The following is a 22,611-nucleotide window of genomic DNA, read 5'->3' on the forward strand; positions in this document are numbered from 1 at the left end:
TAAATCGCTGTCAAAATGCGTACTTTTACGGCTTCAAAAGAAAAAACAATGTCAAAAAGATATACAATTACTGCAGCATTACCATATACTAATGGACCAATTCACATTGGGCATTTAGCAGGTGTTTATGTGCCAGCAGATATTTACGCACGCTATAAAAGATTAACAGGACACGATGTTGCATTTATTTGCGGAAGCGATGAGCACGGTGTACCAATTACTATTAAAGCCAAAAAAGAAGGCGTAACACCTCAAGATATTGTAGATAAATACCATGCAATTATTAAGCAATCTTTTGAAGACTTCGGCATTACCTTCGATAATTATTCGCGTACATCTGCAAAGATTCATCATGATACTGCATCTGAGTTTTTTAAAACTTTATACGATAAAAATGAGTTTGTTGAAGAAGTTTCGGAGCAGTTATATGATGCAGAAGCAAATCAATTTTTAGCAGATAGATTTGTTATTGGAACTTGCCCTAAATGTGGTAACGAAGAAAGTTATGGCGACCAATGTGAAAACTGTGGAACGAGCCATAATGCAACAGATTTAATAAATCCTAAATCTGCAATTACAGGAAATGTACCAAGTTTAAAAGAAACTAAACACTGGTATTTACCTTTAAACAAGCATGAAGAGTTCTTAAAAGAGTGGATTTTAAAAGGCCATGAAAAAGATTGGAAACACAATGTTTACGGGCAAGTAAAATCATGGATTACAGATGGTTTAAGACCAAGAGCCGTTACTAGAGATTTAGATTGGGGAATTCCTGTTCCTGTAAAAGGTGGAGAAGGTAAAGTTCTTTATGTTTGGTTTGATGCCCCTATAGGTTACATTTCTGCAACTAAAGAATGGGCTGCTAGAGAAAATAAAGATTGGGAACCCTATTGGAAAGATAAAGACACAAAATTAGTTCACTTTATTGGAAAAGATAATATTGTGTTTCACTGTATTATTTTCCCATGCATGCTAAAAGCAGAAGGTTCGTACATTTTACCAGATAATGTACCAGCCAACGAGTTTTTAAACTTAGAAGGCAATAAATTATCGACTTCAAAAAACTGGGCGGTTTGGTTACCAGACTATTTACAAGATTTTCCAGACAAGCAAGACGTTTTACGTTATGCCTTAACTGCAAACGCTCCAGAAACTAAGGATAATGATTTTACTTGGAAAGATTTCCAAGCAAGAAATAATAATGAATTGGTTGCTATTTTTGGTAATTTTATTAACCGTGTCGCTGTATTAACCACTAAATATTATAATGGTATTGTTCCTACACCTAACGAGTTATCTTCTGTAGATGAAGAAACTCTAGCGGCTATAAAAGCCTATCCTGCTGTTATTTCTAGCTCTATAGAACGCTACCGTTTTAGAGAAGCCAGTCAAGAATTAATGAACCTTGCCAGATTAGGTAATAAGTATTTAGCAGACGAAGAACCTTGGAAGGTTATAAAAGTAGACGAAGCCCGTACGCAAACCATCATGTATGTAGCGTTACAAATCGCATCTGCTTTAGCAACATTAAGCGAGCCTTTTTTACCATTTACTTCTAATAAGCTAAAAAGCATATTAAATACAGACGGTAATGCTTGGGATGCTATTGCAACAGAAGCTGTTTTACTACCAGCAGGTCATCAATTAGGTAAGTCTGAATTATTGTTTTCTAAAATTGAAGATAAAGATATTCAAATACAACTTGATAAATTAGAAGCTAGTAAAAAGGCAAACGAAGCTGCAAATAAAGTTGTAGAGCCTCAAAAAGATACAATTACTTTTGAAGACTTCACCAAATTAGACATTCGTGTTGGTACCATTCTAGAAGCAGAAAAAATGCCAAAAACGAAGAAACTTTTAATTTTAAAAGTAGATACAGGAATAGATGTAAGAACTATTGTTTCTGGTATTGCAGAAAGCTTTACACCAGAAGAAGTGGTTGGTAAAAAAGTAACTGTTTTAGTAAACTTAGCACCTAGAAAATTACGTGGTGTAGAAAGTCAGGGCATGATTTTAATGACTGAGACTCCAGAAGGGAAATTAGTATTTGTAAACCCCGATGATGCAAATGTTAATAATGGATTGCATATAAGTTAATACTATATACATAACCCTCACTATTTTCTACTAGTGAGGGTTTTTTAATAAAAATCGCTATTAATGAAACCCATTTTATATTTCCTGTTATTCTCAATATCCTTTGTATCTGCTCAAGACCAATGGCTCGAAAAGGATTTAACTCCATTTACCGAAAATTACATTATAAAAGACGCAGTTCCTTTTGTTAACGAGGAGAATAATCAATTAGCACTATTTTTTAAAAACAGAAAAAAGATTTTTGGTTATTTATATAATGAAAACCAGGAATTAATTAGCACAATAAGCCCCATAGAAATCCCTAAAAAAGCACAGGTTTTAATAGGTACAGTATACAACAACGACACTTACACCTTATATTTTTCGAATAATAGAAAAACATACTTTAGCTCTATATCTATTAATTTTATAACTAAAAATTTTAATATAAATAACAAACTAAAAATAGATATTAAAGGTGAAAAAGTTATCGATTTTTTAATAGACAAGCATCGAATTTATATACTTAGTATTGTTAAAAAAACATCTGTTTTAAAAACATACGAGCTAGATAATAATGGATTGGTCGATTCTAAAAAATTCGATTTCTCTAACGAAGAAATAAAAAGCGATAGAGGCTGGGATTATAATTTATATTATTTGCTCTATGGTAACCCAACATATTCTACTGTAGAGCTTATAAAAAACGACGTTCCTAATGCACTAGAAAAAACAGCAGCTTACACCAAATTATATTTTAAAGAGGGGAAATTGACCTTAACTAATAACCTCTTTGATAAGTATACATATATAGCAACACTAGATTTAGAAAAAGCAACACAATCTTTCGATGTTATTAATAATAAGGATTTTTTAGAGCAAAACTTAGGAGACAACTCTAGTTCTTATATTTTTAAGAATTATTTTTTTAATATATACTCAACTAATAAAAAGTTGAATTTTAATGTTTACGATTTAAAAACAAAAACACTTATTAAAGCCTTTGAAATATTAAAAGGAGAAGCCATTACTTTTAAAAATTCCCCTATTATCCATGAAGGTGGAGAATTTAGTAATTATAGAGAATTTGAAAAAACTTCTAAGTTTTTAAGAAAAGTTACAGGCTCTAAAATAGGTATTACTGCTTATGAAAAAAACGATGACATTATAATAACATTAGGAGCAAGTGAGACTGTACCGCAAATAAACATGATAACTGTTGGGGGTGGTTTTATTGGTGGTGCAATTGGAGGCGCTATCTTCTCGTCCTTTAATTCTTATTCTAAAACAAGATCCACTAGAATTAACTGTTTATTTGATAAAGATTTTAATCATAAAAAAGGAGAAATCCCTTTAAATGCTTTTGATGAAATTAATGATTTCATTAAAAGTAAAACGTTTAATAATCATAAACTACAATCTTTATTTAAATATAAAGACCGTTATATTTGGGGAGCTCTAGATAAAAGCACTTATAGATTATATAGGTTTAACTAATCACAACAAGGCATAAATTATGAAATCAATACTTCTCTCTTTTCTTTTTATAGGTATTAATGCTCTTAATTTATATAGTCAAGAACAAGTACTTTCCTTTAAAAACGAAGTGCTTTCTAAACGAATTTCTAAAGACTCTTACACGTTATCTAATACTTTAAATAATGATTTAGCAATTGTTATTTTAGAGAGGAAACAAATATTTGCCTATCTTTTTAATTCAAATTTTGAACAAAAAAGCACTATTGAAAGTAAAAATATAAAAGCTAAATACAACAAAGCTTTAGGTTATTCTATAAATAATGAAAGGTATTCTATATTATATACCAACGAAAATAAAAATAAGTTCTCCATATTGTCTTTAGATTTTAAATCGCACACAGGTGCTTCTAAAGAAATTGACATAGATTTTGAAGACCATTTATTTTTAGATGCTATACATTATAATAACAAGCTTTATCTTTTATCTGTTAATGGTAATTCTGAAATAACAATAAGACTTTTTGATAATGAGACTAGTTTTAAAGTTCTTAAAACGTTTTCTTTAGAAGAAATAAGTAATGACACTAACCTTATTAGTTCTAAAATGAGTTTTGGCCCCTTTTTATTTTCAGGAAAAGAGGTTTCAAATATTACTAAAATAGACCGAAGAGTACCCAACTCTATAGAACAGACTTCTAATGAAAACAAAATATATCAAAACGGAAGTTCTATTTACCTTACGTTTGATGTAAATAAAAAAGCGACGCAGATTTACACTATAGATTTAGAGTATTTAAACCTATCTCTTAATGCTATTCCTTATCCTGAGCAAGGGATTAAGCCTTTTAAAAAATTTAATTCTTTCTTATACAAAAACAAGCTTTATCAAATAGCTAGTTCTAAAGAAGAAATGAAATTTGCTATAAAAACCTTAGAAGGCGAACTTATAAAAGATTTTTATATTAATAAAGACAAACCAATTACAATAAAAAATTCCTCTATTATTCAAGAGGGAGCTACTGCTATCCCTTTTGTTACTAAAAGAGAGCTTGAGGCTACTAAAAAATATTTAAGAAAAATTACTTCTGGACAATTAGGGTTAACAGTTATAGAGCAAGACCAATCGTATTACATAACTTTAGGAGGGTTTGAATACATCCATAACGGTGGCCCAATGATGGTAACCACTACCAACGGAAACTTTACAGGTTTCAATACAACCTATCTAAGCTATAATGGTTACACAACAACAAAATCTACTTATTTTAATTCTATTTTCGATTTAAATTTTAATCATAAAAAAGGTAATTTTAAAGATAACGTTTTCGATAAAATAGAGGCATACAAAACACCGTTACGATACATTACAGCAGAGGATATTTTCTTTCATAATAACACCCTTTACTTTGGTTATTTTAACCAAAAAGAAAGAGAATATAATCTTATTAAATTTTAGTATTTATCCTTTTAAAGCATTTACTACAGTGCCTAAATAAAAGTTACTGCTAGATTTCCCTAAGCGCACAATAATAATTTTTTCTTTAGGCGATACAAATACAATTTGTCCCAAAATGCCCAGTGCATAAAAATCTTCTCCACACTCGTTACTATACCATTGGTATTGATAGCAACCGTTATTTGTATTTCCTATAACAGATTTTTCTATCCATTGTTTAGAGACTATTTGTTGTCCGTTAAACTGCCCTTTATTTAAATATAATCGTGCAATTTTAGCTAAATCTATAGCAGTAGTGTTTAAACAGCAAAATGCTTTTGTATTTCGACGTTTATTATCGTCTACACTCCAAGTTGCTGGGTTTTCCATCTGCAATGGCTTCCAAATTTTCTCTTCTAGATATTTACCTAGCTCTTTATTGGTTACTCGCTCTATGGCTATACCCAACAATGTTGTACAAACACTTTGGTAATTATGCACTGTTCCTGGCTCATGCTCAAATTTCATTTTTTTAATTTGCTTAATCTGGTTTTTTCCATAATACAACTTACTCACCTCATCAAAAGGGCTGCTGTAGGTTTCATCAAACTTTAAACCCGATCTCATATTTAACAAATGCTCTAATGTGAGTTTATTAAACTTATTATTAGCTTCGGATAACTCTGGAATGTATTTGGTAATAGGGTCGTTAACACTTTCTATTATGCCTTCGTCTATGGCTATACCAAGTAATAATGATGTTACAGATTTTGAAACCGAAAAGATATTAGAAATGGAGTCTCTTTTGTAACCTTCAAAATAGTTTTCAGAGATAATACTATCGTTTTTAATAATTAAATATGCTGTTGTTTCCGATTGTTTATCTAAAGCTTCTTTTATTGATATTTTTCCATTTTTTCTTACTATGGTTAATGTATCTATACGCTTAGCGTATTTAGAATTTGTTCCATCTTTAAAATAGAATGTTTTTTCTCCTGTATTTACTTCTGTATAAGGGAATATTTTATGATCGTATATATCTGCTTTATAATATCTAATCATTCGTCCAACATGACAAGATTGAAAAGACAAAATGAACAAAAACAAAGCTAGGATAAGTAAAGAAAATAATGATTTTTTAAACATTTTTTAATTGCGTTTTTAATTTTTAATACTTCAAAAGTATTAGTCAAAAGCGCTTAATGCTCAATAAAATTAGCTCTTGTGGCGAAATGTTACTTATTTGTGGTTGGTTGTAACTTACTTTTTACGGCTTGTTGTAAATTTCTAGAAACAGGAATAGCATTTCCATAACCTAAGTCTATAAATAGCTTTTTGTTTTCCGTTTTAAATTGTATAAAATGTATTGTATTAATTAAAAAGGAGCGATGTGTTTTTAGTAATTCTGGAAAAGTACTCTCAACTTCTGAAATAGTTCCTCTAATTAGTTTTTTTTGAACTGTATTATTTTGAATGAAGTTAATTTCTATATAATTATCCGACGATTGTATAAACAATAACTCTTCCTGTTTTAATGTTATAAAGTCGTATTTTCCTTTCCCTTTAATTGTTATTTTATCATTACTTTCTTTTGGATTATATAGTTTACCTAAAATAATACGAGTAACAATTACAAATGGTAATATAATAGCAACAGCAGGAAGGTATATCCATTTAAAATACTGAAAAAAGGAATACGTTTCTGGATCATTATCTACAATAATAATTTTATAAAACAGAAAGTTTAAAATGGCCCCTATACTTATTAATAGTATTAAAAAAACAGCTTCATTTTTAAAAAACCATTGTTGTTGTTTTCTGTAAACAAAGTTTTGATACAGTAATGGAATACTATAACAAATGCCTTGTATTAAGGCATAAATAGGCAATAAAAATATTTTTTCATTTTCCGAAAATCTGTTAATATCAAAAGGTTCAGAAAAGTATAAAAACAAAAACACCCAAAGAGCTAAGCCTAAAGTAATCCACAAATGGTTTTGTAATATAGAGTAAAATGGGTAGTTTTTATTCATTGTAAATGTTACAGCTATTCAAAGCTAATAAACATATTTGATTAAACTAAATGTGATTTACATGAATATAGTATTATCTTGGTATAAGAAAAAGCGCTATTGAGAACACTACAATTAATACTTCAGTTTTGTTTAGGTATACTTATATCGTTTCTATTAGTATTAATTGGTATAGGTTTAGCCAATACTATAGAGCATGGTTTTTTTGCTATTTTATTTGCTGTTCTTGTACCTATTATAGGTTATGTGTTCTTTTCTTATAAGAAAAAACACATTGCATACGGTATGTTTTTTTCTACCATTCCAATTCTAATCATCGAGTGTTCTATACTTATTGCTAGTAGGCTTCACTAATATTTTAATTAACAATTAATTTTTTCACCTGTCTTCTATCGTTTATATCTATAACCTGAATAAGATATATTCCTCTTTTTAAATTAGAAACATTTAGTTTCATGATGCTTTTATTAACTTGTTGGGATACTACACGTTTTCCAAAAGCATTTAAAATAGCGATGTTTTTAATTTTGCGATTTCCCATTATAAAAACATAATCACTTGCCGGATTAGGATGAAACTTAAAGACATCTGTAATGTTAACGTCGTTTATAGTTTTAGATATTTCACAGCCATATTCTGTTTTAACAGATATCGTATTAACTTCGGTAACATCGTTAAATATAGGAGAGTCTACCCAATTACCATTATTTAATTTATATTTATACTTTCCGTCTTCACTAATAGTAACAATAAGTTTACCGTTTTCTAATGCATAGGCTATTGTTAAGGGTTCAGGTATTTCTATGTAAGTATATAAAGTAACTTCGCATCCGCTACTATCTCTAACTGTAATATCGTAATTATTAGATAATACTCCATCTATTATATTATATTCAACAAACTCTTCATTATTTATTTTATAATAATAAGGTGCAGTACCTCCAGAAACTGTAATTTTTATTGTTCCATTAAATGTCTCACTGCAATTAATAGGTGTTATTGTTTCAATCTCTAAATTACAACTATTTACAGGTAATATACTATGAGATAAAGAGACATTACAAAACACAACACACACCAAAATATTCCACGCTTTTACCATATTTAACTCTTTTTTAGCGTAGTATTTTTCTATAGACCTTTGTGTTTTTGATTTATCATATTCATTTAAAAAACATGCTTTTTAAATTGTACCTGTTTTTAATTTTAGCATTTCTTTAACATAAACAGATATTTATAGGTTTTTATTGTTTATTTATGGTCTAGTAATTACATTGCTCTTTTAAAATTTAGGCCTTAATGACTCAGCTAATAGCATTTATTACTTCAAAAACACAACTTTCAGAAATAGCAGTTAAAAACACAATAGCATTATTAAATGAAGACTGCACTATTCCGTTTATTTCTCGTTATCGTAAAGAACGTACAGGAAACCTAGACGAGGTAGCTATTGGAGCTATTGTTAAATATAAAGAAGAATTTGAAGCTTTAGAAAAACGAAAAACGGCTATTATAAAAGCGCTTGAAGAGCAAGGGGTATTAACCGAAGATTTACAACAAAAGGTTAATGCAACTACAACCTTAATTGCTTTAGAAGACTTGTATTTACCATACAAGAAAAAGCGCAAAACAAAAGCAGAGACGGCTAGAAAAAATGGTTTGGAGCCTTTGGCTAAAATTATTATGAGTCAGAATGCTAATGCTATAGAACCTATTGCCTCAAAATACATAAAAGGAGAGGTTTCTTCTGTAAGTGATGCTCTTGAAGGTGCTAGACATATTATTGCAGAATGGATTAACGAGCGTACAGATATTAGAACAAGTCTTAGAAACCAATTAGAGCGTTATGCTATGATTGCTACCAAGGTAGTAAAAGCAAAAATTAATGATGAGAAAGCGCAAAAGTTTAGAGATTATTTTGAATGGGAAGAGTCTTTAAACCGCATTCCATCTCATAGGTTACTTGCAATTTTAAGAGCAGAAAGCGAAGGCTATATTCGTGTAAAAATTACTATAGACGATGTTCGTGCTTTAGAGCGTATTGATAATAAAATAATACGTAGTAATAACGCTTGTGCAGACCAAATTGAATTAGCAATTACAGATGCCTACAAACGGTTATTATTCCCCTCGTTAAGTAATGAAGCATTACAAAACGCAAAAAGCAAAGCAGACGACTCTGCAATTAGCGTGTTTGCTAAAAATTTAAAACAGTTATTATTAGGTTCGCCTATTGGTGAAAAACGTGTTTTAGCGATCGATCCTGGGTTTAGAACAGGTTGTAAAGTGGTGTGTTTAGATGCTCAAGGGAATTTAAAATATAATGAAACCATATATCCGCACCCTCCAAAAAATGATAGTATTGGTGCAATGAAAAAAATAAGTTCTTTAGCAGAAGCTCATAATATTGAAGCTATTGCTATAGGAAATGGTACTGCGTCTAGAGAAACCGAAGCTTTAATTAGAAAAATCCGTTTTAAAAACGATATCCAAGTGTTTGTAGTTAGCGAAGCTGGTGCGAGTATTTATTCGGCTTCAAAAATTGCTCGAGAAGAATTCCCCAACTACGATGTTACTGTTCGTGGTTCGGTATCTATAGGTAGACGTTTACAAGACCCCCTTGCAGAATTAGTAAAAATAGATGCTAAATCTATAGGTGTTGGCCAATATCAGCACGATGTAGACCAAAGCAAACTTCAAAAATCGTTAGATTTGGTAGTAGAAAACTGTGTAAATGCTGTAGGTGTAAATATTAATACTGCTAGTATATCGCTATTAAGTTATGTCTCTGGAATAGGCCCAAAATTAGCCGAAAATATTTTTAATTACAGAACCGAAAACGGTGCTTTCAACTCCCGTAACGATATAAAAAAAGTGCCGCGTTTGGGTAATAAAGCATACGAGCAAGGTGCTGCTTTTTTACGTATTAAAGCACCTAAAAATCCTTTAGATGATTCTGCTGTACATCCAGAAAGTTATAAAATTGTTGAAAAAATGGCAAAAGATGAAAAGCTTTCCGTTTCACAACTTATTGGCAATAAAGCGGTATTGAGTAGAATAAACTTAAAACAGTATTGTACCGAAACTATAGGAATGCCTACTCTTGAGGATATTATAAAAGAATTGGAAAAACCTGGATTAGATATACGTGAACAAGCCAAGGTCTTTACATTTAATCAGAATATAAAAACTATTACCGATTTGCATGCTGGACAATTACTACCTGGTATTGTAAATAATATTACTAATTTTGGTTGTTTTGTAGATATTGGTATTAAAGAAAGTGGTTTAATACATGTTTCTAATTTATCCGATAGTTTTGTTAAAGATGTAAACGAGCATGTGCATTTGCATCAACAAATTATAATTAAAGTTTTAGAAGTAGATGTTGCTAGAAAACGAATTCAATTAAAATTACATAAATAAAGTTGATTGACGAGTTTTGCTTAATGGTTTACTAAAATGTTAGTCTAAGTGCAGTCTAAGACTTTATAAATGACAAATCTTGATTTTTTGAAACATAGCAATTATTCTTCATCATCTAAATTTAATTAAAGAGATTCCCGCTTTTGCGGGAAATAAATATGTTAAAAATAGCCTACCATCCTATTTACAAACACCCTTTGCCAGAGGGACATCGTTTTCCTATGCTTAAGTACGAACTACTACCTGAACAGTTATTACACGAAGGTACATGCACAGAAGCCAACTTTTTTGAGCCTGAACGTATGCTAAATGAAAACCCTATTCTGGCGGTTCATGATCCTGATTATTTCTACGATTTATTAAATATTACTCTAGATCAACGTGCTGCTCGAAAAATAGGCTTTCCTTTAAGTGAAGTGCTCGTAGAGCGTGAAATTGTTATTGCCGATGGGACTATTAAGGCTAGCGAATTTGCTCTTAAACATGGTATTGCAATGAATATAGCTGGGGGCACACATCATGCCTACACTAATCGAGGAGAAGCATTTTGTTTATTAAACGATCAAGCCATTGGCGCAAGACATCTTCAAAGCAAAGGATTAGCAAAACAGATCCTAATTGTCGATTTAGATGTACACCAAGGCAATGGCACTGCTGAAATTTTTGCTAACGATTCATCTGTATTTACCTTTTCTATGCATGGCAAGCATAATTACCCCTTTAAAAAGGAAGTTAGCGATTTAGATATTGCTCTAGAGAATAATACAAGTGATACCGAATATCTTAGTATTTTAAAAAAAATACTTCCTAAATTAATACAGAAACAACAACCTGATTTTATTTATTATTTATCTGGTGTAGATGTTATTAAAACCGATAAACTAGGAAAGTTAGGCTTAACTACAGAAGGTTGTAAACAACGTGATCAATTCGTTTTAGAAACGTGTAAAACATTAAACATTCCTGTTATGTGTAGTATGGGCGGTGGTTATTCTCCAGATATTAAAACCATTGTAAATGCGCATGCAAATACCTTTAGGTTGGCTCAGGACATCTTTTTTTGATTACGTTTTCATAAGAAATTAAAATTTTCGGTAAACCGAACTTGTTTCAGTTTCTCATAACCATTTAACTATTATTTTTAACTTATATAATTTAAAGTGCCTGCAGAAATAACAAGCCAAAACCTACACATATAAATGGTAAAGCTAAAAGCATGCTTATATTATACTGTGGTGTTTTCTTCTTATTTAGTTTTGCATTCAATATTTTACGTGTTTTACCATTGTACTTTAACCAATTAGTAAAATAGATGCCTATAGAAAGTAATATAAAGACCGTCCAAGCCTTTTCGCTAGACATGGCGTTATAATGCATTTGGCTAAAAAAAGCGGCAAAGAAACAGCCCAAAAGGAAGAGTATTGTTATTTGTAATACCGAAGTATATACTAAAGCTATAGTATTTGCCTTTTTCTTAAAACGTATTTTATATTTTAAAAAAATACTAAAGAATAATTTATCGAAAATTGTCATGTGGTAAAAATAAAAAAACCTGCTAGATGGTCTAGCAGGTTTTAGGTATAATATTATAAAGAAACAGTTATTAGTTCTGTCCTGTAACTTTAATATCGTCTATGTGGTATCTTGTTTCTGCACCACCGTCTGCACCTAAATATTTAAAGGCAACATGTACATCTCCATTTAAACAAGAAATATTAAGGTTAGAGGCTACAAAAGAACCGAAACCACCTCCACCAACAGGAATGTTAGCTTCTAATTCTATCCACTCTGTAGTAGTAACGTCTCCAGTAAAGTTTTCTGTAATGAAAGCTGTTAAAACTGTTCCTGTCTCGAAGTTCGCAGATACTTCAAATGTTAACTCTTCTCCAGTTGTACTATCTAAGTTTATTGCTGGTGTTACTAACCAAGCTTCTAATGGACTTTCTCCTGTACCAAATGCAGAAATCTTCATATATCTGTCTCCACTAAATGAACTGTCTTCGTAACGTTCGCTACCTCCAGATACGTTAATATTAGTCCATCCCATAGTATCTAATTGTGATTCGTTAGTGATTGATTGGAAATCTTCTTCGAATACTGTAAATGCAGTAGATACTGGATCTGTACATTCTAAAACAATTGGATCACATCTGTCTGTACTTGTAAAACTAATTGCATCTGTATTGTTAACAATTAACACATCGAAATCATCCCCAAAATCTCTACTTAAAATTCCAGTTATAGAACCTTTTCCTGCTGCTAATGGAAAAGATTTAAAATCTGCAAATGTACTAGTTTGCAAAGCTATAGTTTCTCCAGTATCACATTTTTCAATAGTTCTAAATCCATCAAACTGATCAGATTCTTCACCTGCATAAGTATTTGTACTTTCAATTGCATTTTTTATAAATTGTGCATCAGAGAATTGAATTAATGTATTTTCATCATTTTCTTCTAAATCAGATAAACTGTTAATAACTTTTGGAGTTAAATTCGCTACTTCTGGATCTCTTATAACTACATCTTGATATTCAAATGGCTCTAACTGCTCTAAACTTGTACCTTCAGCTTTTCCTAGAGTGTACACCCCATTCTCTAAGCCTATCGCCAACCATTTTTCATTACCATTTACTGGATTTGGTTTTGGGATATTCAATCTTACATAAACTTTTCTTCCTACATTATAGAAATTAGCTAAATCTCTTTGGTTAATTTCAATTCTTAACCCTCTTCTTGGGTCGCTTCCAGCATCGTTAGCATCTGGTGAGTTTTGAATAATAATTTCTTCAAAGAAATTTCCACTAGCATCACTAGAAACTACATAACCTTCTATATATAAAGGAGCATCGAACTCAAAAGTACCAACATCATCTCCATCTGCTACTGCATCATTATATCTTGATATTACAGCATCAAAAGTAGTTTTAGTTCCAAAATCTGCTGGATTAACAGCTGGTACTAATACTTCTGGCACTGTATAATCATCATCTTCAACACAAGAATTTACAAATAGCATAGTTACTAAACCTAGTGCTAACGCTAAAAATTTATTTGTTTTACTCATAACTTAATGTTTTATAATATTTTTCTTTTCTTTTTTTTAAAATCTGTAATATACATTTACGAAGTAGTTAGCTCCACGACCATACCAGTACTTAGAACCAAATACACGTTTTGGATTACCTCTATCTTCTTTAATAGCTCTATAATCTGCTGTACGTCCTTGCTCGAAACCACCTGTTCTGTATTCTTTATCTAATAAGTTTCCTACACTAGCAAAGAAACCTACAAAGTTTTTACCAACTTTCCAAGATTTTCCACCTATTAAATTGATTACCATGTAGTCATCAAACTTTTCTTGGCGTAAAAATTCTCTTGCTTCGTTTGGATCGTAATCCGCAAATGGGAGACCATCTTCATCTTGGTAAAATTTGGTCGAACGTGCTAATGGACTAATATCTACATAAGCATTAGAGAAGAAGTTAGCTGTAGCTCCAAACCACCAGTAATCTGGATCGCGGTATTCGAAACCTACAGAGTAAGCTCGTTGCGGCCCTCCTGCTACTTTATAATCTTTTAAAGATGTTTCGTAAATTTCTCCTGATCTGTTTATTTGATCTCCTGCATCATCTACTCCTAAGAAATCTTCAGAGGTAGATGTTACATATACAAACGGATTATTATCGTATGTATATTGTCCTACAGATGCGGCTCCTTTTAATTTAATAGTTGGTGTTATTTGTGCTTCTATACCTAATTCTGCTCCAATGTGTTTTTTATCTGCATTAGCAACTGTTTCTTGAATAAATCCAGTTGTAGAACCTTGTGTGAAATAGAAAGAGACTTCATTTGCATCTTCTATTTTAGTATAGTACCCTGTTAATCTTGCGTTTACTATTGGAGAACGGAAGATATAACTAATATCTGCTGAACTAATTTTTTCTTCAGTTAATTCTATATCTCCTAATTGCTGTCCTTGGAATATACCTACGTAATCGTGACTTTCTCTAGAGTTAGTGTACGTATTTCTAATCGTTGGTGCTTGTGTTAAATATGCTCCGTTAACATCTATTAAATGTTTTCCAGATATTTTATAAGTAAATCCTGCTTTTGCTCCTATTCCTGTAAATTTTAATTTATCGCCTTTACCAGAAGAGTTATCTAAAGTAATATCTCCATTTGAATTTCTTAACACTTGATTCTCGTTTAAGAATATACCTTCTCTTTGATAATCTGTTTTTGTTACGCTAGCTCCTAAATAAAAATCTATCTTACTATACTTAAATTGTGCTTGTGCAAAACTAGATAATTCGTTAGCATCTATTTTAAAGTGATATCTAAACTTGTCACCTTCTTGTACTATTCTATTAGGGTTAAAAAGGTCGAATTGATTTTGGCTAAATCCATCTACGTTAGAAGCTCCTATGTTGCTTCCTAATAAATCTATTACTTCAGCAAAATTATCTGAGCTTAAACGTCTGTAATTTATAGCTCCATTTAATATAATGTTCTCATTTAATTCTGTATTAAAAAGAGTATTAACTGTTAACGTTTTATCGTCTGTTCTATCTTCATATAATACATAAGCAGCTGTGTCTCCAGATAGGTTTCTAGAATTGTTTGCTATAAAAAGATTGTTCCAATTTAATTGTCCGTCGTTTAAAAATTGTTGCTCTGCTCCATAAGCTCCAGAAAAATCTGGTCCGTCGTCGTCTGCTAAATAATAACTTGGTAAATTTTGGTAATACGCCGGGCTAGGGTTTGCTCCTGAAGCATTATCTATACGACTACTACCTCTTTGTCCAAATTGATATGCTATATTAGTATTTAAAGAAGTTTTAGAAGAGATATCCCATGTATGATTTAACATTAAAACTGGCTCAATAACTTCTCTTATTCTTGAGTTTCTTTTCTTTCCATCTAAATACCCCCAAAACTCATTATACTTAATCCCTTTTAAATCGTAAACTTCTTGTGTATTTGCAGAAGAACGTCCTCTTCTATTAGGTGCGTATATAGATGTAAAGTTTAAGCTATGTTTATCGTTAAATTTCTTTTCTATCGAAGCAAAGAATGAGTTAGCATCGTAAAGTGTTCCTTCTTGAAACCCTTCGTTACCCCAACGTCTACTAGCCATAATAGTATATGCCCATCCATCTTCCATTAATCCTGAAGAATACTTAGCCATTAAACGGTTTGTATAACTTCTATTAGATGAAGAGTATGTTACTTGACCTCCTTCTCTGTATGAAGAGGCTTTTGTATTAATGTTAGTTGATCCTAATACACCACCAAAGGTATAAGCTGATGGTTTTAACCCCATAGTAAATTCCTGATTTCTTACGGCGTCATTTAGTCCTCCCCAGTTACTCCATTGTGGTCTTCCTGTATCGAATTTATTCATTTCAATACCGTTTATTAAAACAGTTCCATTGTCTGAATCTAATCCTCTTACTCTAAAAAATGATGAGCTAAATTCGAAAGCAGCTGTTCTTTGAAACACATCTCTTGATGCCGATAATAATCCTGAGATATTATCTGAACCCGCTGAGTCATCACTTAATTCGTCGTCTGATAATGTAATAGTAAACAAATCTGGTTGACTTCCTAGATCTTTTTCTAGAGTCATGTCTTGAATGTCTACTGTTTGTCCCTCGTTAACAACAATAGGATATCTTTTAGTAAGAAATCCTACTTTAGAGATTTTTAGCACTTGTTCTCCAAAAGGTACGGCTTCTTTGAACATGAATTGTCCTAAGCCGTCTGTTGTTTCTGTTTGTCCTGTCTCTTCAACAGTAATTGTAACATCTGGAATGGGTTCATCTGTCACCGCGTCTTTAACGCTTCCTTTAACAACAGTGTTTTGAGCAAATGCTGTTAACGTAGAAAACATTCCGAATAAAAAAATAAATAAACTTTTTTTCATACTTGAAATACTTGTTAATAATAGTTTAAACCCTAAATAATAATTATTTAAGGGGTGCAAATGTACATTATTTCTTAGAAATATTTACTTTTGGCGTGAGTTTTGTATGCTTGCATAACAATAATATAACATTTATTACCAATGAAGAATTTAAAAGTGTGGCTTTCAGCTGTTATTATCACTGCATTTGTTAGCGTTGATGCCCAAGAAGGAAAAAAATTTAAGTTACATACTGTGGCTTTCTATAATCTAGAAAATTTATTTGATACTGTAAATGACCCTGATAAAAACGATGAAGCGAGCCCAATGATGGAAATAAAAGCGAATCGTGAAGTTATTTATAAAAAGAAGGTGCATAATATGGCTCGTGTAATCTCAGACATAGGTTCTGACGTTGCAAAAAACACTCCTGCCCTTGTAGGGGTTGCCGAAATTGAAAACATTGATGTTTTAGAGGATGTTGTTAACGACCCTTTACTTTTAGCTAAAGATTATGGTATTGTACATTTTAACTCCCCAGATAAGCGAGGTATAGATGTTGGTTTATTATACCAAAAAAACTTATTTCAACCTATTTCTAAAAGTACTCATACTTTAAAAATATTTGATGATAGCTCTGGAAAGCGTATTTATACCAGAGATCAGCTTTTAGTTACTGGTAAACTTGACGGAGAAACTATACACGTTATTGTTAACCACTGGCCTTCTAGACGTGGTGGAGAAGCAAAAAGTAGAGCTAAACGTGTTGCTGCTGCTAAATTAAATAAGCGCATTATAGATTCTTTACAGGTTATAGATCCTTATGCTAAAATTATTACTATGGGTGATTTAAACGATAACCCTAATAATGCTAGTGTTAAAGAAACACTTAATGCTAAACGCAAAAAGAAAAATGTAGACTTTAAAGGTATTTATAACCCAATGATGAATTTCTACAAAAAGGGGCTAGGCTCTAATGCTTATAGGGATAGTTGGAGTTTATTTGATCAAATCATGGTTACCAAGCCTTTTATAGATGAAGGTTACGATTCGTTTAAGTTATACAAAGCCGGTATTTTTAATAAAAACTATTTAATTAGCAAAAAAGGGCGTTACAAAGGTTATCCTAAACGTAGTTTCTCTAATGGCAGTTTTACCGATGGGTTTAGCGACCACTTTCCTGTTTATATTTATTTGATTAAAGAGGTAAAATAATCACCATAGTTATAAAATTTAAAAAAGCGATTCTTAATAATTAAGAATCGCTTTTTTTATGATTTATATTTGCTTTTAAAACCAAGTATTCCAAGGGATTTTTGCAAGAACCAAAACTAAGGCTATTGTATAAAATATAGCTAATGGTTTTAATTTTCCAGCAGATGTTAGTTTCTTTTTATGTTTAGAGTAACCAATAGTAATACACGCTACTGCTAAAATCATAGTTATTGGGTGTTCAATAATATTAGAACGCAATGTTGCATTCTTCATTACTGCCCCCATACCCATCTCGCTTATTACACTTAAATAGTCTGCAGCAAAGAATAACACAATTCCAATTAATAGCATGATATGTGATACTATTAATGTAAATAAAGCAAGTCTAAAATCTTTAGCTTCATATTCTTTTTTACCAAAGTGCTTTATAAGCGCATTAAATGTTGCTATCACTATCATAACAAGGACTAGATAAGCCCAATATGAGTGTAACGTTTTTACTGTTGAGTACATAGATTTAGTTTTAAGGTTATGTATAAAACAAATGTAGTAATTATTATGCATAAAAAAACCGCTTCAAGTAGAAGCGGTTTTAATTTTATTATACATTCGGTTTCTGCTTAACCTTCTGTATTTAAAACCCAACTTCCTCCTGTTTTAATTAGGCTTTTTTCTCTAGTTCCTACATTCCCATCATATATTTTGTAAGTAAGAATATATTTCTGTCCTTCTTCTGCACTTGGGTTTAAATTATTTAATAAAATATCTAAGGCAGTTACAATCATTTCATCATTCCAGAAGTTCCCACTAGTTGGTCTAATATCAAAACTTCCAAAATTACCCATATTTTCAGCTGGTCCTTCAAAATCTGGTGTTGTTATTAATTGTGAAGACATATAGTTATAATCATCTCCAACTAACGTATAACGAATAGTATTATCTGGTACCCATACTCCATTTTTAAAACTGAATTTAAGACTAGTAATAGCTGGTGTCCAAATGCCGTTTTCTACTGTATATAAATTCCCTCGAGTAACGGTTCCAACTCCACTACCTCCATAAAACTTATAAACCATAAATAACTCATCCTCTTCTTGTGCAAATGGAAATTTAATATCTAAAAATGTTGGTAAGTAGTTTTCAGGAAGAACAGATCCACTAAAATTGTTAAATTGACCTGGTTGACCAGAAGACTCGCCCATTGAGTCATAGTCAGCATTGCTTAAATAATAAATTCCATCTAATTCTTGCCATGCTCCATTTACAAATTGAAAATATGATGACTTTGTAGTTGTCTCTCCTGTAATACCTAACGCTTTAATAGTAAAATAATCTATTCTCCAAAGTGGTGAGTTAGCTACTGTTGATTCAAATTTAAATGCTATTCGTATAGTTTGTCCATCATAAGCAGAAAAATCATACTCTTCTGATAAAACAAAAGCTGAACTATTTCCATCTGGAACTGTGTTTAGCACAATAGTATCCCACGTTGTAGTATTAACGTCTCCTGTGTAGTTTGTAGTTACCAATATGTTAACATGGTCTGATAACGTAGCTCCATTTAAGAAGCTAATACGTTGATTAATTTGAAATTGAAGGCTTTGCTCAGCACTTAAATCAATTTCAGGAGAAATTAACCAATCTTCATTATCATTATTATTAGAACCATCATAACCTGATGCCTGAGCATAACTTGAGCCTTCTGTCCATCCTTGAGCACCAAGAACATCTATATTTTCATATGTTGTATATACATCTGGAAATAAGCCATCATAAACGACAGGAAATCCCACTACTGGTTCTTCATTAAATCTTTTATATTCTATTCTTACAACATCTCCTGCACTTGGTGTTGGAAATTGACTAGCTAATACAGCATCAAAAGTAGAGTCTGTATCTTCATTTGGATAAAAAGCATTACTTGCTACTGTAGGATAATCATCTGTACTCAATTGGTAGGAAGATGCTGCAACCAAGCCAATTAAATCATCTCCTGGATTACCAGCATAAATGTTAAAAGAAACATCTGCAGAAGATCCTTCTCCCCAATAAGGATATTTATTTTCTAAGTAAGGGGGCAACATAGTTTTAGCATCATTTAAATCACTAAAACTTTCAAACATTTCATAGAAATCTACAGGGTCATCTTCTCCTTGTTCTACTAAATCTGTGTAGTCTTCAGTAGTCATTGTAAAAGCTACTTCTCCCACAACAGGATTAGCTTCTGCATCAATTTCATTATTGATGTCTTCTATAGGGTTACAGCTCGTAAAAACGGCTCCTATAACCATTAATAAATAAACTATTTTTTTCATTTTTCTAATTTTTTAAAATTTAATTTTTGCTCCAACACTAAATGTTCTTCCAAAACCATAATATACTGTTGCTACTCTAGAAGTAGATCCTGGTATGTACCCTGGTTCTCCTGGAGTTCCAACTGCAGAACCGTCTTGAGCATCTGAGATAAAACGGGTATCAAATATATTGTTCATCCTTGCTGTTAAACTAGCATCGAAATTTCCAAATTTAAACCCATGAGTGAACGCTGTATCAAAAATACCATATGCTGGTACTTCCCATGCATCTGGGCCTCTTTCTCCTCTATCACTAGGGTCGAAATCTGCAAATAATCTATCGTAATAGTTATAATCTACTGTTAGCCTTGTTTTTGGTGTAAACTTATAGTTAACGCCTAATCCTAAAGTAGTCTGTGCTGCATCACCAACGTGTAAGTCTTTAATAAGAATGTTAACTGTTTCTACTAGTTCTTGTTCTTCATCAAAAATCTGAACATTTTCTATATCGTTTTGCCATTTCCAATCTCCTAATGATAACATTCCTGTAAGGTTTAACTTCTCTGTAGGCTTGTATACAAAGTCTAATTCGATTCCTTGGTGGATCGCATTTACTCCTAAAATATTAGCAGATGCAAATTCTCCGCTTGGTTGTTGAAATCCTACAGTTTCGGTTCTATCTTTCCATGTTGTTCTATATAAGTTTACATTAGCAGAGAATTTTTCTCCTCTAAATCCATATCCTAATTCGAAACTTAAAATCTTTTGATTTTCTGCATCATCAATAATATTTTCATTATCGAATTGAGTAAATACTGAATCAAAATCTGCTGCTTTTTCAAAATATCCTAAGTTAGCGAATACATTATGATTATTATCTATACGATAGTTAGCTCCACCTTTTGCACTGTAGCCAAAGAAATTATAACGATCTGTTTCTTGTAAAGGGTCTGTATCTAAATAATTAAAATAATCTATTCTTTTATAAGAGGTATTAGATGCTGCTAACGATATAAATGTGTTAAAATTCTCATTTACATCATATTCTAATTGAGCAAAAGCTCCTAACCAACCTACAAGACCTTCATTATGGTATGCAATTTTATCTCCTACTTGCGCAGCATTTAAAGGGTTGTTTACGTTATTGTCGTCTAATAAAAATTGTCCTCCTAGTAAATCTGTTACTTCTCTAAAGTGTATTCCTTTATAGTTTCTAAAATCTAATCCTCCTAAGAATACTAAATCGTCTGATAAATCTGTTTTTAAAGTAGATAAAATACCGTACCAGTTATGGTCATTACGAGATGCTCTTAATGCAGTTGTTGCTCCTAAAGCTCCATTTTCTTCATTTTCTCTTACAATTTTATCAAAATCTAAAGGCCCAAAGTTTCCTATTCTATACTCGTCATTATCAAATTCAAACTTAGTTCTGTCAGAACCTACAGTTCCTCCACCTCCACCAGAACCAAATGAAGCATAGGCTGCGGTAGAGATACTCGTATTATCACTAAGCGTCCAATAATGGTTTAAAGAAATTTGTGGTTTGTGATAAAAGTTATCCTCTATAAATGTTACTTGTCCATTTTTATACCCCCAATCTGAGTTGTATTTTATTCCATCTTCACTTTTTCGGTAAGTTTCAATTAGGTGTCTGTTTTGTCTCTGTCCGTGACGTTGTTTTGCTCCAAAGGCAGTAAATGATAATTTATGATTTTCATTTAATTCTTTAGATAAATTAACAAAATATGAGACAGAGTTAAATTGCGTTCCTTGTACGTAACCATCTCCATCTGTTTTAGCAGCAGATACTGTTGCAGCAAAACCATTTTCCATTAAACCTGTTGAGTAGGTTACTCCAAACTTTTTATAGCCATCATTACCTAAAGTTGTGTAAAAATTCCCTCCAGCTTCTATATCTGTTGTTTTAGTAAGGATATTTATTGTTCCTCCTACAGAAGGCACAGCAACTTTAGATGCTCCTAAACCTCTTTGCACTTGCATAGAGCTTGTTACATCTCCTAGTCCTGCCCAGTTACTCCAAAATACACGACCATTCTCCATATCGTTTACTGGCACACCGTTAATCATTACCGCAACGTTTTCTGAATTAAATCCACGTAAGTTAATACGTCCATCTCCAAAACCTCCTCCTGCTTTAGTTGCATATACTCCAGGTGTAGATTTTAGAACTTCTGGAAATTCTTGAGTTCCTAACTTTAGCTCAATGTCTGCTGTTCTAATAGTAGATACTGCAACTGGTGTTTTTCTATCTACAGCTACAGAAGCAATAATTGCCACTTCTTCTAGACCAAATTCACTTGGTTCTAAAGTAATCTCACCAAGGTTAGTGTCTCCAGTTATTGTAAATTCCTTTGTTAGGTAGCCAACATAAGATAAAGTAACGGTAGCGTTTTCAGATTTTGTTGTTAATGTAAAATTCCCATCAAAATCACTAGACATCCCGTTAGATGTTCCTACCTCGACAACATTTACTCCTGGTAAAGGTTCGTTAGTTTCTGGATCTAATACAGTTCCTGTTACTGTACTTTGAGCCATTGTAATCGCAGAAAACATAAATGCAACTGCAAAAAACAAAAATTTGAATGTGTTCTTCATTTTGTTTAATTAAAAAAGTTGATTAATTTAAATTTTGTGCAAAAGTACAAATAAATTATGCACGCATATTAACTAAAAGTTAACATTTTTTTGACAATAGAAGATAACTCAATTCATTGTGTTTCATAGAAT

The 22,611-nt window shown here is 31.7% G+C and carries 16 protein-coding genes; 7 read left to right on the plus strand and 9 right to left on the minus strand.

Annotated features, from left to right (window positions below; all coding sequences use genetic code 11):
* Nucleotides 1–15: 15 nt before the first annotated feature.
* The 3 genes from metG (at nt 16) to ACVC2P_RS13255 (ending at nt 5,011) form a co-directional block, all read left to right on the plus strand.
* On the plus strand, nt 16–2,097 hold the full coding sequence (gene metG, locus ACVC2P_RS13245; protein WP_452598935.1) for a methionine--tRNA ligase: 2,082 nt from the start codon (nt 16–18) through the stop codon (nt 2,095–2,097).
* Nucleotides 2,098–2,160: 63 nt separating this feature from the next.
* Complete coding sequence (locus tag ACVC2P_RS13250; RefSeq protein ID WP_452598936.1) at nt 2,161–3,573, plus strand: hypothetical protein; 1,413 nt, start codon at nt 2,161–2,163, stop codon at nt 3,571–3,573.
* 19 nt (nt 3,574–3,592) lie between these two features.
* Nucleotides 3,593–5,011: a hypothetical protein gene (locus ACVC2P_RS13255; protein WP_452598937.1), complete on the plus strand. Its 1,419-nt coding sequence runs from the start codon at nt 3,593–3,595 to the stop codon at nt 5,009–5,011.
* Nucleotides 5,012–5,014: 3 nt separating this feature from the next.
* Here the strand turns inward: ACVC2P_RS13255 and ACVC2P_RS13260 are convergent, their stop codons facing one another.
* The gene (locus ACVC2P_RS13260) at nt 5,015–6,052 is read right to left on the minus strand and encodes a serine hydrolase domain-containing protein (protein WP_452598938.1); all 1,038 of its coding nucleotides are present in this window, start codon (nt 6,050–6,052) and stop codon (nt 5,015–5,017) included.
* A gap of 173 nt (nt 6,053–6,225) precedes the next feature.
* Nucleotides 6,226–7,023: a LytTR family transcriptional regulator DNA-binding domain-containing protein gene (locus tag ACVC2P_RS13265; RefSeq protein WP_452598939.1), complete on the minus strand. Its 798-nt coding sequence runs from the start codon at nt 7,021–7,023 to the stop codon at nt 6,226–6,228.
* A 99-nt stretch (nt 7,024–7,122) separates the two neighbouring features.
* Between ACVC2P_RS13265 and ACVC2P_RS13270 the strand changes: the two genes are divergently transcribed.
* Complete coding sequence (locus ACVC2P_RS13270; protein ID WP_452598940.1) at nt 7,123–7,377, plus strand: hypothetical protein; 255 nt, start codon at nt 7,123–7,125, stop codon at nt 7,375–7,377.
* A gap of 4 nt (nt 7,378–7,381) precedes the next feature.
* Here the strand turns inward: ACVC2P_RS13270 and ACVC2P_RS13275 are convergent, their stop codons facing one another.
* Nucleotides 7,382–8,125, minus strand: a complete 744-nt coding sequence (locus tag ACVC2P_RS13275; RefSeq protein WP_452598941.1) for a T9SS type A sorting domain-containing protein — start codon at nt 8,123–8,125, stop codon at nt 7,382–7,384.
* 197 nt (nt 8,126–8,322) lie between these two features.
* Between ACVC2P_RS13275 and ACVC2P_RS13280 the strand changes: the two genes are divergently transcribed.
* Both ACVC2P_RS13280 and ACVC2P_RS13285 read left to right on the plus strand, forming a co-directional pair.
* Nucleotides 8,323–10,449: a Tex family protein gene (locus tag ACVC2P_RS13280; RefSeq protein WP_452598942.1), complete on the plus strand. Its 2,127-nt coding sequence runs from the start codon at nt 8,323–8,325 to the stop codon at nt 10,447–10,449.
* 158 nt (nt 10,450–10,607) lie between these two features.
* Nucleotides 10,608–11,513 (plus strand): histone deacetylase family protein, encoded by a 906-nt coding sequence (locus ACVC2P_RS13285; protein WP_452598943.1) that lies wholly within the window; start codon nt 10,608–10,610, stop codon nt 11,511–11,513.
* 91 nt (nt 11,514–11,604) lie between these two features.
* Here ACVC2P_RS13285 and ACVC2P_RS13290 read toward each other — a convergent pair whose 3' ends face one another.
* The 3 genes from ACVC2P_RS13290 to ACVC2P_RS13300 all read right to left on the minus strand — a co-directional run bounded on the left by ACVC2P_RS13290 (nt 11,605) and on the right by ACVC2P_RS13300 (nt 16,375).
* Complete coding sequence (locus ACVC2P_RS13290) at nt 11,605–11,982, minus strand: hypothetical protein (protein WP_452598944.1); 378 nt, start codon at nt 11,980–11,982, stop codon at nt 11,605–11,607.
* A gap of 70 nt (nt 11,983–12,052) precedes the next feature.
* Complete coding sequence (locus tag ACVC2P_RS13295) at nt 12,053–13,513, minus strand: DUF5689 domain-containing protein (protein WP_452598945.1); 1,461 nt, start codon at nt 13,511–13,513, stop codon at nt 12,053–12,055.
* A 36-nt stretch (nt 13,514–13,549) separates the two neighbouring features.
* Nucleotides 13,550–16,375 (minus strand): carboxypeptidase regulatory-like domain-containing protein, encoded by a 2,826-nt coding sequence (locus ACVC2P_RS13300; RefSeq protein WP_452598946.1) that lies wholly within the window; start codon nt 16,373–16,375, stop codon nt 13,550–13,552.
* Between the two features lie 141 nt (nt 16,376–16,516).
* On the opposite strand from ACVC2P_RS13300, the gene ACVC2P_RS13305 reads away from it, so the two are divergent.
* Nucleotides 16,517–17,569 (plus strand): endonuclease/exonuclease/phosphatase family protein, encoded by a 1,053-nt coding sequence (locus ACVC2P_RS13305; RefSeq protein ID WP_452598947.1) that lies wholly within the window; start codon nt 16,517–16,519, stop codon nt 17,567–17,569.
* A 75-nt stretch (nt 17,570–17,644) separates the two neighbouring features.
* On the opposite strand, the gene ACVC2P_RS13310 is transcribed toward ACVC2P_RS13305, so the two are convergent.
* The 3 genes from ACVC2P_RS13310 to ACVC2P_RS13320 form a co-directional block, all read right to left on the minus strand.
* Nucleotides 17,645–18,082 (minus strand): hypothetical protein, encoded by a 438-nt coding sequence (locus tag ACVC2P_RS13310; RefSeq protein WP_452598948.1) that lies wholly within the window; start codon nt 18,080–18,082, stop codon nt 17,645–17,647.
* Between the two features lie 107 nt (nt 18,083–18,189).
* Nucleotides 18,190–19,884 (minus strand): choice-of-anchor J domain-containing protein, encoded by a 1,695-nt coding sequence (locus ACVC2P_RS13315; protein ID WP_452598949.1) that lies wholly within the window; start codon nt 19,882–19,884, stop codon nt 18,190–18,192.
* A gap of 12 nt (nt 19,885–19,896) precedes the next feature.
* On the minus strand, nt 19,897–22,479 hold the full coding sequence (locus tag ACVC2P_RS13320) for a TonB-dependent receptor (RefSeq protein WP_452598950.1): 2,583 nt from the start codon (nt 22,477–22,479) through the stop codon (nt 19,897–19,899).
* Between the last annotated feature and the right edge of the window lie 132 nt (nt 22,480–22,611).

It is taken from the genome of Pontimicrobium sp. MEBiC01747 (assembly GCF_053601635.1).